Genomic DNA, 12864 nt, shown 5'->3' with positions numbered 1-12864 from the left:
TAACTCCTTGTTGGTATTGTTTTTCAGGCACCCTACTGGGGGATCTTATGATGCAATTTATGAGCGGCGGCGCCAGAGTAACCACGCCCGTAGCGACAAAGCAAAGCCGATACCACCACTGCCGCTATCAACCTCTTCCTGAAGGACAGCGGCAACCGTTTCATTAACCGTGAGCATCATCTTGGCACTGGTTTGATTTATACCATCATCTGCGATAACAGTGATGGAATATTCAGCGGCGACCAGGGTGTAACCTTTGATGGTATCGTCTTCAGCATCGCTAAATAACCTCAGCAATGACCGATTGGCCTCGCCAGTGGTGATATTTTCTCCCCCTTTTTAGTTAAAACAGCACAGAAGTAGCTATCGGCTCACTATCTTGATTGGTGCTTAGCTGTCATGCCATGGGTGATGGAATAAGGTTCCTTGGGAAGCATCGTGGCGCTCAAAGCGATGGGCACCGAAGTAGTCACGCATTCCTTGCAACAAATTCGCTGGGCTATCAGCACAGCGCAGGCCATCAACATAAGCAAGGCCGCTGCTCAGTACTGGCAGAGCCACACCGCTGGCAATGCCATCAATTAAACACCTACGCCAAAGTGGCAATGTCGCCTCGAGTTGCTGCTGGATGGTGTGATCGCTAAATAGATGAGCCTTAGGGTTGGCGCTGAATGCGTTCACAAACTGTTGCAGCAACGGGGTCCGGATAATACAGCCCGCTCGCCATAACTTAGCGATAGTAACCAAGTCCAACGGCCATTGCTGTTGTTGCGCCTGTGCCGCCATTAACTCAAACCCTTGCGCATAATTGGCTAAGGTTGTACCGATAAGGGTTTGTTCTAAGGCGCTCTGGAACCTCTCTAGCTGAGCTAACTCAACAGCAGGTTGTGCTGGACTGGCTAAATTCCCATGCAATGCTTGCCGCAGAGCGCGTTGACTGCTTATTGCACGAGCATAGACGGCGCTGGCTAACGATGGCGCAGCAACGCCGAGTTCCAGACTGGCAATAGTGGTCCAGGTGCCGGTGCCCTTTTGTCCCGCAGCATCCACAATCAATGGCAGCAACGGCTGCTGACTGTGGCCATCCATTGCCTCCAGTACTGCGATGGTGCACTCCAGTAAGTAGCTATGCAGTTGCCCTTGTTGCCAGTCGCGAAATACGGCGGCGATGGCAAAATTATCCATTTGCCCATGCTGACGCAGCAGTTGGTATGCCTCTGCCCACATCTGCATCTGCGCATATTCAATGCCATTATGAATGGTTTTAACGAAGTGGCCGCTGCCGTACGGGCCTACGTAATCGGCGCAGGCGTGGCGATTGCTCCGTTTGGAGTGGGGCGGTAATGGCTGGCCGCTATCGGCATCAACTTGCGCTGCGATGGTCTGCCACATGGTGGCAATTTGGTCCCATGCATTGCTGTCACCACTAACCATCAATGATGGCCCGTGACGGGCACCGACTTCACCGCCAGAGATAGCTGAAGCAATGAAATGGAACTTGCTGTGATAGCGCTGCTGACGAGCGAGGGTATCGTTCCAATGGCAGTTACCGGTGTCGATAACGATATCTTGTGGTTGTAAGCCCGAGTCCAGTAATGAATCACAAATGCTATCGACTGCTTTGCCAGCAGGAACCGACAACACGATTCGTCGTGGTTGTTGGCTGATGCTAAGCAGTTGCGCTAGATCGCTGGCTACGTTAACGGTGCCTGGTAATTGTTGTGAAAGCGCCGCAGTTTCGGTTGCTTTAGCAAGTGAGTCATCGAGATCGAATACCGCTACTGAGTAGCCATGGCTGGAAAAATTGAGGGCAAGGTTGTGCCCCATAACGCCCTGACCAATGATGGCAACCTGTACATCTGAATTGGATGAAACCGTCATGGTTAGCTCCTTAAGCGCAACGGGTTAAATGGACTAATTGGCGGACACCTACCGCTGCTAACTCGAAAAAGGTGTCCCCAATAGACAAACTGTTTTATCGCTTGCTGTTGAACAACGTGTCGGCCTGATCTTGGCGTGGATCAGACCAAAAGTTGATGTTGAACTGGGCGTCATCGCTCAGTTCAATTCGATGCCAATATTGCGGAGGACTGGTAGCAAACCGGCCGGCAGGGATCACCACCTTTACTTCCGCCTCAGTTGCGTTTTCGTCGGCGAAGCCAAAGTAGGTCACGGTGCCTCGCATCACCACCAACTGACCAAATACGCCCGCGGCGGTGTTGTGGTGGCTGAGCAGTGCCGCTGGCACCGTCTCTTTAGTGAAAAATGGGGTAGAACGACGAATGGTCCAGTCTTGGTTAATCTGCTGATGGCTCATAATAGTGCTCCGCTTGAGGTTAGAAATAGGCTGTTAGTAACCTATGCTGCTGGTAGATGTCGTAGCAGTGGCAGGGCAGCATTTACCTTCTGCTCCGTCACTACCACACCAATTAATTCACCGTCGCTACCGTGAGCCTTGGCGACCATGCCGGCTTGGTCTAATTCAATCTGCCAGTTGGCTTCTGCAACAGCAGTTTGGCCAGCTAAGGCGATGGGTAACCATGGGGTTTTTACCTTCACCAACATTGGCGGAAGGCTAACCACCGTTGGTTGACCACAAAGGGTATTAGCCAGTGCATTGGCACTAATCACAACCGGCTGCAGATAGGGGCGCAGTTGCCCATTAAGCTCGGCACAATCACCAATGGCATATACGTCGTTGTTGCTGGTTTGCATTAGGTCATTAACGACGATGCCGCGGTTAACCTCGATGCCTGCAACCTTTGCTAATGAGGTGTTGGGATGCAAGCCGATGGCGCTGATAACCGCATCTACTTGGTGTTGGTGGCCATTCGCGAGTGTGGCTGAAGTGCCGTGTTCAGTGCTTATAACTCGGGTTAATTCGGTGTTAAGTTCAAACTGAATTGCGCCGCGATGCTGATTCTGTTGCGTCATTCGCAGTTGTAATTGACTAGCGACAAACTCCGGTAGCAGGTTAGGCAGTACGCGATTAGCGCGGTCAATGAGCACCACCTCTTTGCCGGACTGCGCCAGATCCATCGCAATCTCGGTACCGATTAACCCGGCGCCCAGTACTGCAACTCGTTGCGCTTGTTGCAGCTGCCGTTGAGCTCGCTGATATTCTCCAAGGCTATTGAGAGTTAACAGCTTCGGCTGCGATTCTGTCTCTAAGCTCGGCACAATAGCATTGGCACCGGTAGCGAGTACCAACTTGTGATAATGAACATTGGCGATGCCGCACTGCACCGTTTTGGTGTTGGTATCAATGCTGGTTACGGTGCTATTGGCTAACAGGGTGATCCGCTGTTGATGCGCAAACTGCACGCCACTGAGTTTAACCAGATCTCGAGCTTGTTGGTTTCTACTAAACACATGGCTTAGATCCGGTTTGCTGTATTCACTGCCATCGTCGGCGCAGATAACGGTAATCGGTTGTTCGGGGTGAAGTCGACGAATCGACTTCACTAGCTGGTATGCACCGAAACCACTGCCGATGATGACAATTGGGGTATCGTCACTGATTTGTGGGCTCGAGGTGTTCATTAGCTGGCCTGCTTCGCTGCATTAGCATCGATAGGTTCGAATACCGACTTGCCTAGACCACAGTCAGGGCAAAGGAAATAATCTGGCACTTGTTGCCAGCTTGTCCCAGCGGCAACCTCTTGGTTTGGCTCGCCCACGGCTGGATCGTAAACCCACTGGCATACTGTACACAGCATCGATTGGCCACCATCAGTGCTGTTGGTGCTAGCGCATGACTTAGCAGTTTGAACTGATGCTGGCGCAACAGGGCTGGCAACCGCTTGTACCGGTGCAACCGCGGGCAACCCTTTTAGGGCCCACTGGCGTGCGACCTGCTGGCCATGCTGGCGGCATTGTTGTAACGCACTGCCGTCGGGCTTCCACTTGGCTTTAAGGTTGTCGGTGGTGTTAAAACCAGCGTCGACCAAGCGACTGTGGATGCGGTCTACTGCACCACCATTCCAACCATAGCTGCCAAAGGCACCCGCTTGCTTGTTGCTAAAGCGTAGCCCGGTGATCTCCTCTAACATTGCAGCGATCTTTGGCATCATCACGTTGTTCATGGTTGAGGAGCCGACCAACACCCCCTTCGAGCGGAATAGGTTGCTGAGGATTTCGTTTTTATCGTGACGAGAAACGTTAAACACCTTAACCGCAACGCTGGGATCTACATCGTAGATCCCCTGGGCAATGGCGTCGGCCATCATCCGTGTATTGCCTGACATAGAGTCGTAAAAGATGGTGATGCGATCTTCTTGGTACGCCTCTGCCCATTCTAAGTACTTGTGGATAATCTGAGTCGGGTTGTCGCGCCACACAATACCGTGGGAGGTCGCGATCATATCGACTGGCAGGTTAAAACTCAGTACCTCTTTGATCTTGGCAATTACCAAGGAGCTAAATGGCGTAAGGATATTGGCGTAGTAGCGTAAGCACTGTTCGTACAATTCGTTTTGGTCCACTTCATCGTTGAACAAACGCTCGTCGCAGTAGTGTTGGCCGAAGGCATCGTTGGAGAACAACACCGCATCTTCGGTGAGGTAGGTCATCATGCTGTCTGGCCAGTGCAACATTGGTGCTTCAATAAATACCAGTTGTTTGCCGTTACCAATATCGACGCTGTCGCCGGTTTTTACTGGATGGAAGTTCCAGTCAGGGCGATGGTGATGGCCGGTGATGGAGTCGATGGCATTTTCGCTGCAGTAGATTGGTGTTCCAGGGATTTTTTCAAGCAGAGCAGCTAAGGCACCAGCATGATCCTCTTCGGCGTGGTTAATCACGATAAAGTCGATTAAGTTTAAATCTATCTCGTTCTCGAGGTTGCGGACAAACTCATGGCTGAAACGGTGATCGACGGTATCGATTAACACGTTTTTCTGTTCGCGAATGAGGTAGCTGTTGTAGCTGGTGCCTTTGGTCATTTTGTATTCTGTGCCGTGAAAGTCTTGTACTTCCCAATCGCGTTGACCGACCCAGTGGATGTTGTTCTTAACGTGGATAGACATGCAGTACCTCAAACAATAATATTTTCAAAATTCTGTCTTTGTTATTACAGGTTTCATGCCAACTTTTAAGTTATTGATTTATATTGGTTTGATGTTTTTGTAGTGTCATTATGACATTTGCATATGTTTGTCTAAATGACATTGATTTGTCATAATGACAATTGTTCTCCTCTCTCGAGTAACTAACGATGTTAGCCATTAGTGATATCACCAATCTGGCCTTAGATCTGACTTCTGGGCTCTCTAATCAAGATCGCTTCGACCGCTTACTTACTACTGTCAGAACCTTGTTGAAATGCGACGCCTCGGCGCTATTGCTCTACCAAGATCAACGTTTTGTGCCGCTAGCCATTAATGGTTTGGCTGGAGAGGTGTTGGGACGGCGGTTTGCGCTGGCGGATCACCCTCGACTCGAGGCCATTGCACGCGCCGGTGATGTTGTGCGTTTCCCTGCGGATAGTAGCTTGCCAGATCCCTATGACGGCTTAATTCCCTCACTGCATGGTGAACTGAAGGTGCACGCTTGTATCGGTTTGCCATTGTTGGTGGAGCAACGGCTTATCGGTGCAGTAACCATTGATGGTTTTGATGCGCTGCAATTTAATCAATTTAGTGACGATGAGCTGCGCATTGTTACTGCGCTGGCAGCGGCCAGTCTCAATAACGCGTTGCAGTTACAAGCGCTGGAACGAGCGGGGCGGATCGCGGTAAGTAATAGTCCGACTAAGTCTGCTAATGAAAGCAACGAGATGATTGGGCGCTGCGAAGCGATGGTTGCCCTTAAGCGTGATTTGACTGTGGTTGCGACTAGCGAGTTAAGCGTACTGGTACTCGGGGAAACCGGGGTTGGCAAGGAGTTGGTCGCGCAGCAGGTACATCAACTGTCAAATCGGGCAGGGCAACCTTTGGTTTACCTTAATTGTGCTGCGCTGCCAGATTCTGTTGCTGAAAGCGAGCTGTTCGGACACGTCAAAGGTGCCTTTACCGGTGCCATTAGCCATCGCCAAGGGAAGTTTGAGTTGGCCGATGAGGGCACCCTATTCCTCGATGAGATTGGCGAGTTATCATTGGAGTTGCAGGCTAAATTGCTGCGAGTTCTCCAGTACGGTGATGTCCAACGGGTAGGGGAAGACAAGGCGGTGAACGTAGATGTACGCATCGTTGCTGCCACTAATCGAGATCTAAAACAGGAAGTGGCCGCTGGGCGTTTTCGTGCCGATCTTTATCATCGCCTGAGCGTATTTCCGGTGCTGGTGCCGCCACTGCGAGAGCGGCATGACGATGTGGTGTTGTTAGCCGGTTATTTTCTAGAACGATGCAGTGCGAAGTTGGGGTTGGAACAGCTGCGACTAAGTGCTGGAGCACTAACGCAACTTCAGCAATACCAATGGCCAGGCAACGTACGCGAACTGGAGCACTGCATTAATCGAGCGGCGGTATTGGCTCGGGCTGAGTCCAATAAACTCGATGTGCTAATTGAATCACATCACTTGGCGCTAACGGTTCATGAAGTCGATAGCGGTGTCGACAATCGTGTGATAGCCGTGCCTGTAAGCACCAATGAGGGCCTAAAAGACGCCACCGAGCGTTATCAGCGACAGTTGATTGAGCAAGCGCTGCAACACAATAACCATAATTGGGCCGCAGTTGCGCGCCAATTACAGCTTGATAGCGGTAATCTGCATCGACTCGCAAAACGTCTTGGGCTCAAGTGATTCAATCAGGTCGCTACCCATGTCTTCGAGGTCAGCAATTGTTGCTGTTGCCATAACTTTACAGTGAACTGAGCGTTCGCTGGTATCACGCCAACCCCTTTGGGCGTGCCGGTCATAATAATGTCATTGTCGGCTAACGGTAACGCCCAGTGTATCTCCTCGAGGATATTATCGACACTGTGGATCATCAGTTCGGGGTTGCCGCTTTGAACGAGATGGTCATCAATCGACAACTCGAATCGTAGTTGCTTTAACTCGGTGGGGAGGGTGACAAACTCGGAGAACAATGCCGAACCGGGAAACGCCTTGGCACGCTCCCATGGCAACTGTTGCTGCTTTAGTGTTTGTTGTAATCCTCGTTTGGTGAGATCAAGCCCAACGGCAACTGCGACTGGTTTTCCTTGTTGTATGAGGAAACTTAATTCTGCTTCGTAATGCAGCGGCTCTTGGTGGTGACTGCACAAACTGTCGGCGATAGCGCTGCCGGGCTTGATAAATAGCACCATCTGCTGCGGTACCTCGTTGCCGAGTTCGCTGATGTGGTCGAGATAGTTGCGGCCGACACAGATAACTTTCTCAGGCTGTAGCGGTTGTTGATTGAATCGAATTGGCATCGGTAACGTCCTGTGAACGATACTAATAAGGTACCGGTACCATAGGGGAGGGATGCATTGAGGGCAACGGTAGATAGATATGAAAACGGAGCCAGTGGCTCCGTTTAGGTTAAAGGCCTAACATATCTTCTTTCAGATCGTCATCGGCGGGCTCTTCACCGAGCCAGATGGCTAACAAGGTTTGGCGGAAATCATCGCCTTCAACCATAGTCAGCAGTTGTCCGTTTTTAAATGCTTCAATGCCGGTTCCAGGAAGTGAAACCAAGGTAAATTGGTCGCCTACTTCAATCGGCTGATTGAAAACTCCTACAAAGTTATCGATGCGGTCACGCAGCTGCGCTACGTTGCCGTTGCTGGCTTTTTCAAAGCCCTCTTCGATGGTATCAACCATACGATCTGAGGTGATCATGCTGGATAAGATATTTAATCGCACCGCGCTGATGCTTTCACCAGCAATAATGGCTTCGGCAGATAGCCCATTTTGTTGTGAATACAGCGAACCAACGTACAGTTTCATAAACAATTTTTTGCGGATCCCTGCACCATAATATGTCAGTGCTTGGCCCTGCACATCGATATTAGCTTGCAACTCAACATCGGCAATAGTTTCGGCGTTGGCGGTGCCGCAAAGGGCAATAGAAAGCGATAGAGCGGAAAGTAGTTTTTTCATCAGCGTGACTTCTGGCTGTTTAGAATTATTTGATGCTAGATGATCGCATCAACCGAGTAATAAGCAACGCTAAACAGGATAGACCAGTGGTGGTAGGATGGAACCGTTATGGCCAAAACAACCGACGGCACAGGCCGGTAACGGATCGATACATTGAGCTAGCGTGCTTCAGTCGCTATCTACATGGCCTTGATGGGAAAAAACCAAGCGGCTGCTGTTACTTTTTAGTAGGTACCAAAGCGCCCATATCGACAGCAGCAAGATTATTGCCGGGCCAAGTGAAAAGGCGCCGTGCAGTTTTATGATGTGATACCCCTGCACGCAGATATCAATAATCACAATGGAGGTTAATAGCCCATAGCCATAACGCCATACTTTACCGATCCAGTGAAAACGATGCCGCAGCCCTTGTAACCATAGCAACAGTAACGCCGGAGAGCCCAATGCTAAGCCGAGATAGAAACTGAATTTATTTGGGTAGAATAGCGCGAGCAGATCCGCACCGGCTTCACGACTGGCGACAGCCCCGATGAACAAAATCCAGGTGCGGGCCAGTAGAATCATGCACAGATATAACCACGGGCTGGGGCGGAACCAACCGTGATCGTTAAGCCGGTGTAGTGGCAATTGCCGCATCAGTGGATTTGGTACTCAGTGATCTTAAAGTGCAGCCAAGAGATCCCTAAACGGCTGACTTTGGCCTTTACCATTAAGCCGTCGTGCTGGGGGCTAAACCATAAGGTGGCAACCCGGCTTTCGTTGGGATGTTTCTGGCGGTATTTATGGGTTAGCAATTCGCCCAACTCGGTGTCGATGGTTTCGGTACCAAGGTATTCAAACCAGTAATCGCGGGTTTCTTCGCCCCAGGTATAACTCAGTTGCTGCGATTCGCTGCTGTGCCCTAACTGGTACATCATAATGGTTGGCTCAAGCTCTGCCGCAGCAAATACTTCGGTAGTTAGTGGTTCGCCATTAAGTGTTACGTTGTAGCTGCCATCAATGTTCTCACCTTCCAGTAAGCGCTTGCTAAACCAACCTTTGAATTTGCTGGTGTAGTTATCGCCCCGCAGCGGCATCAATGAAAATTGGCTGCGATGATCCAGCGATTGGCTCAGCACGCAGGCTTTGCCTTCGGCTCGATACTGGTATTTACCGTTCTCTAATGCCACTAAACTAAGGGTTCCCTTGCCGCAGGGCAGTCCCGCACTCGAGGCTCGGTAACTGGCGGTGTATTCAACAGGCGCTGCATTGGTAACGCAGGCAATGAGCAGTAATGCGGCAGACAGCAGGATCTTCATTTATAGCTTGATTGAGGAATTAGGTGCCATAGGGTAATGGCTGCTGCCACAAATGCAATTATTCTTGTCTTGGGTTACTGGCTAAGTACTTAAATGCGCTATCGAGCGCATGTGTGACTTCAATATCCAACTTGTTGCGCTGCTCCACCGTGAGACTGTTGACCATATCGATGTGATAACGGATATATTTGGCTGGAAGTTGATTCAAAGTTAAGCACAACAAATCCATTAGCTCATCTTCGGTCATTGCTTTATAAAGACGGCGCTCATTGATCGCCTCTTTGACCAAGTATTCATAATAGTTGCGGATATCCCAATCCATAGCGTCCCTACCTGTGGTTATTGCCAACTTCGATATGCAGCTTGAAAGAGTTGGCTATGCCTAGGAATTAGCTCTCTCTGATCAACAGCATACCCGCCTCCAATGACTGCTGCCAGTGGCAGTTTTTGGAGGCGGCACAGGTCGATAATCATTTTATCGCGGCGATACAAACCTTCGTCGGTAATATCAAGGTAACCCAATCGGTCATGCTGGTGAATGTCGACTCCGGCATCATAAATCACCAAATCTGGCTGATGTAGTGCTAACGCCCAAGGAATGACTTCAGCCAAGACATTTAGATAGCTGGTGTCGTCGCTATGGTTGTCCAAACCGATGTCGATATCCGACTGCGCTTTGCGCGCGGGGAAGTTTCGTTGGCAATGCACTGAGACACTAATAATATTGGCATTGTTGGCAGTAAGGGTGGCGGTACCGTCACCTTGATGCACATCGCAGTCGATGATCATCACCTTTTCTGCTAATTGCTCATCCAGTGATAATTGTGCCGCAATAACTAAGTCGTTAAAGACGCAATAGCCAGAACCAAAATCGAAGTGGGCGTGGTGATAGCCACCGCAAAGGTGCAGGGCGATCCCGTGTTGAAGGGCCAACTGTGCTGTTTGCCAAGTGCCGCCGCAGGAGATTAGGCAACGCCGAGCGAGTTGTTTACTCCAGGGGAAGCCAATACGCCGTTCCGCTTTGCGATCCAAGCGGCCACTGAGTACTGCATCAACGTAGTCATGTTGATGGACACGCTTAATCAGATCTGCTGAAAGGGGCTTAGCTTCCATACAGCTGTGCTGGTCGATGAGTTGCTGTTGCAGTAAATGGTGGTACAGCAGTTGGTATTTCTGTATGGGGTAGCGGTGCGTCGCGGGCAATGGCAACTGCGAATAGATGGGGTGGTAAACCGAAGGCAGCATCGTGATAAAAACAAGTCAGCCGAGCAAAAGCTCGGCTGACGTTGATGATTACAGGTTCTGGATAGCCCAGCTCATAAAGGTTTTACGAGTAGACTCATCGGCTTTTAGGAACCAGTAACGCAACATGTTTTCGGCTTGATTGTCGCCGTTGCTTGCTTTAGGGGCATCGGTACTAACCAAGTGTTGTACAGCCCAGCTGGTAAAGCCAGCACGAGTAGCGGCATCGGCTTCACTCCACCAGTATTGCAGCATGCTGTGTGGTTGGTTGGCTACGGTTGGCGCTGGCGCGACCACAACGGTAGGTGCTGCGGCAGCAGCGACGGCAACAGTGCCCGCTGGTGCGGTTGCAGCTGCCATCGGGCTTACTGCCTGCGCAACCTGTGCGCCTCCTGTTGCAGCAACAGATTCTTGCTGGGCAGTTGGGTAAACTCCCATCAGCTGGTTGAAGATACCGCGATCGTGGCTGGCCGTGTGTACCACCTCTAGGCTTACTTGCTTACCGTTTTCATCTTTTACCACAACCATAGGCTTAACGGCGTAAGCTTCAGCTTCGGCCTGATCAGTCAGCTTGGCTGCAGATTTGAGTTTGTAATCTAAATCGGCATCGGCATCGAATGTGATAACAAATGGTGCGGAAGAAACCTTAACGTGACCATCACCAATCTCTTCGCGGATTAGGTCTTTGTACTGCAACGCCACCTTGTTTTCGCCATCAACCAACTTCTCTTCGTCATTGTGGCTAAACATGGAGGAGCTTACGGTTTTACCATTGATGGCAATAAACTCAAATTCTTGCGGGATAGTTAAGGTGCCTGCAAAGGTGATCGGACTGATCGCCAGAATAGCAGTAGCAAGTGCCTTTTTCATTGGAGCTCCTAAGTGGTTAATCATAGCTTTTCTTCTCTAGCCATGCGATACGTTGCTCGATGTAACTAATAGCCTGACGGCATTTTCCTAACCGTTGATGGGTAGTTAATATTAGATTCTGATGAGCGATTTTATCTTTACCCTGATGATCATCAAGATTTTGTTCTAATTCAAGGATCCTTTGCTGTAATTGGCCATCCCAATTTTGATGTTTGCGAAGTTCCGCATACAACTGGTGGCTTGAATTCATTACAGAGCGTGCAATCCATTGGTATTGGCTATCGTTTCGTGAACGACTGCGGCGTCGTGCGGTTTGTTGTAAGCCGCGTTTTACCGTACTGGTATTAGCGATGGCTTGCATTACCGCTTGAAAGCGATTGCCGAACCGTTGGCACGCCAGATCTAAGGCATCGCCTTTGACGTTGATGGTTATCATCTGCTCAATTTGTTGCAGATCTTTTTTCATCACCGCGAGGCAGCCAGCGAGTGTAGCACCTTGTTGTTCAAACAATTGATCGTGAAAGCGATTTTTATTGTTAAGCCACTTTTTATCATTGTCTGACAGCTGCGCGTCGTGTTGATAAACATGACGCTCTAGCTCAGCCAGCTTTGCGCGTAACTGATCTAGCTGGGATAGCTTCATAACCACGCATTCCAAGCGAGCTTGGCGGCGATAATCATGACCACAGTGATAAACACCGGTCGAATAAAGCGGCTGCCAAAGCGAATGGCTGAATGGGCACCGAGCCAGGCTCCGCCCATCAATGCAACGCCCATTGCGATACCAATACCAAAATTGACATGGCCAAGTGCGATAAAGAAGCCTAATGAAGTGGCGTTGCTGACAAAGTTCATTGAGCGGGCTAAACCCGAGCTCAGCATGATATTGATTCGGTACAGCATCATGTTTGATACCGTCCAAAAGGCGCCGGTTCCTGGGCCAGCAAAACCATCATAAAAGCCGATACTTAATCCCTGTATCCATTGGGTTCTAAATAGCTTGTTATCCCGTTTTGGCAGTTGGTTCTGTTCCTCTTTTGGGTTTGGCCCAAACAGGGTGTAAATGGCAATACCCATAATCAGCAGTGGCAACAGCTTGTCGAGCCAATCGACGCTAACCACACTGACAAACAGGGTGCCGGCCGCAGCACCAATAAAGGTACCGATAACCGAGCGTTTCCAAAAGGCGGGCGTAAATAGCTGCTTTTTATAGAAGGTCCAACCGGCAGTTGCGGAGCCGAAACTAGCCGCTAACTTATTGGTGCCGAGTGCTAGATGCGGAGGTAGCCCGGCAGTAAGTAGTGCTGGGATGGTCAGTAAGCCACCGCCACCGGCAATAGCATCAACAAATCCGGCAACAAATGCGACCGCAGCTAATGCTGAGATAACCTCCAGTGAGAGAGCCAACTCCAATGTAATACTCCTTCT

The 12864-nt window shown here is 50.1% G+C and carries 15 protein-coding genes; 1 reads left to right on the top strand and 14 read right to left on the bottom strand.

Features of this window, described 5'->3' with window-relative positions; translation table 11 throughout:
• Positions 1-57: 57 nt before the first annotated feature.
• The 5 genes from HER31_RS10175 to norV form a co-directional block, all read right to left on the bottom strand.
• Entirely contained in the window at positions 58-297 is a 240-nt protein-coding gene (locus HER31_RS10175; protein ID WP_168660473.1) for a hypothetical protein, read from the bottom strand.
• A gap of 93 nt (positions 298-390) precedes the next feature.
• The gene (gndA, locus tag HER31_RS10170; RefSeq protein WP_168660472.1) at positions 391-1881 is read right to left on the bottom strand and encodes an NADP-dependent phosphogluconate dehydrogenase; all 1491 of its coding nucleotides are present in this window, start codon (positions 1879-1881) and stop codon (positions 391-393) included.
• A 94-nt stretch (positions 1882-1975) separates the two neighbouring features.
• Positions 1976-2317 (bottom strand): TehB family protein, encoded by a 342-nt coding sequence (locus HER31_RS10165; RefSeq protein WP_168660471.1) that lies wholly within the window; start codon positions 2315-2317, stop codon positions 1976-1978.
• A 41-nt stretch (positions 2318-2358) separates the two neighbouring features.
• Positions 2359-3543: an NADH:flavorubredoxin reductase NorW gene (norW, locus tag HER31_RS10160; RefSeq protein WP_168660470.1), complete on the bottom strand. Its 1185-nt coding sequence runs from the start codon at positions 3541-3543 to the stop codon at positions 2359-2361.
• Positions 3543-5027: an anaerobic nitric oxide reductase flavorubredoxin gene (gene norV / locus HER31_RS10155; RefSeq protein WP_168660469.1), complete on the bottom strand. Its 1485-nt coding sequence runs from the start codon at positions 5025-5027 to the stop codon at positions 3543-3545. Before norV ends, norW begins: the two co-directional genes overlap by 1 nt.
• Positions 5028-5215: 188 nt before the next feature.
• On the opposite strand from norV, the gene norR reads away from it, so the two are divergent.
• Positions 5216-6742: a nitric oxide reductase transcriptional regulator NorR gene (norR, locus tag HER31_RS10150; protein WP_168660468.1), complete on the top strand. Its 1527-nt coding sequence runs from the start codon at positions 5216-5218 to the stop codon at positions 6740-6742.
• 5 nt (positions 6743-6747) lie between these two features.
• Here the strand turns inward: norR and HER31_RS10145 are convergent, their stop codons facing one another.
• From HER31_RS10145 to HER31_RS10105, 9 genes are all read right to left on the bottom strand, one after another.
• Entirely contained in the window at positions 6748-7356 is a 609-nt protein-coding gene (locus HER31_RS10145; protein WP_168660467.1) for a fumarylacetoacetate hydrolase family protein, read from the bottom strand.
• Between the two features lie 109 nt (positions 7357-7465).
• Positions 7466-8026, bottom strand: a complete 561-nt coding sequence (locus HER31_RS10140) for a chalcone isomerase family protein (RefSeq protein WP_168660466.1) — start codon at positions 8024-8026, stop codon at positions 7466-7468.
• Positions 8027-8194: 168 nt separating this feature from the next.
• Entirely contained in the window at positions 8195-8662 is a 468-nt protein-coding gene (locus tag HER31_RS10135) for a DUF2919 domain-containing protein (RefSeq protein ID WP_168660465.1), read from the bottom strand.
• Positions 8662-9324 carry a DUF3108 domain-containing protein gene (locus tag HER31_RS10130; protein ID WP_168660464.1) on the bottom strand — a complete coding sequence of 221 codons (663 nt, stop codon included), beginning with the start codon at positions 9322-9324 and terminating at the stop codon, positions 8662-8664. The genes HER31_RS10135 and HER31_RS10130 overlap by 1 nt, the downstream gene beginning before the upstream one ends.
• Positions 9325-9382: 58 nt before the next feature.
• Positions 9383-9646, bottom strand: a complete 264-nt coding sequence (locus HER31_RS10125; protein ID WP_168660463.1) for a late competence development ComFB family protein — start codon at positions 9644-9646, stop codon at positions 9383-9385.
• A gap of 17 nt (positions 9647-9663) precedes the next feature.
• Entirely contained in the window at positions 9664-10569 is a 906-nt protein-coding gene (locus HER31_RS10120) for a histone deacetylase family protein (RefSeq protein ID WP_168660462.1), read from the bottom strand.
• Between the two features lie 48 nt (positions 10570-10617).
• Positions 10618-11436, bottom strand: coding sequence for a YccT family protein (locus tag HER31_RS10115; protein WP_168660461.1), 819 nt, complete (start codon positions 11434-11436; stop codon positions 10618-10620).
• Positions 11437-11452: 16 nt separating this feature from the next.
• Positions 11453-12079, bottom strand: coding sequence for a primosomal replication protein (locus tag HER31_RS10110; RefSeq protein WP_168660460.1), 627 nt, complete (start codon positions 12077-12079; stop codon positions 11453-11455).
• Complete coding sequence (locus tag HER31_RS10105; protein WP_168660459.1) at positions 12076-12849, bottom strand: TSUP family transporter; 774 nt, start codon at positions 12847-12849, stop codon at positions 12076-12078. The genes HER31_RS10110 and HER31_RS10105 overlap by 4 nt, the downstream gene beginning before the upstream one ends.
• Positions 12850-12864: the final 15 nt, after the last annotated feature.

Source organism: Ferrimonas lipolytica (assembly GCF_012295575.1).
Taxonomy (GTDB): Bacteria; Pseudomonadota; Gammaproteobacteria; order Enterobacterales; family Shewanellaceae; genus Ferrimonas; species Ferrimonas lipolytica.
Note: the sequence above shows the minus strand (reverse complement) of the source record. Positions and strands in the feature narration are given on the sequence as shown.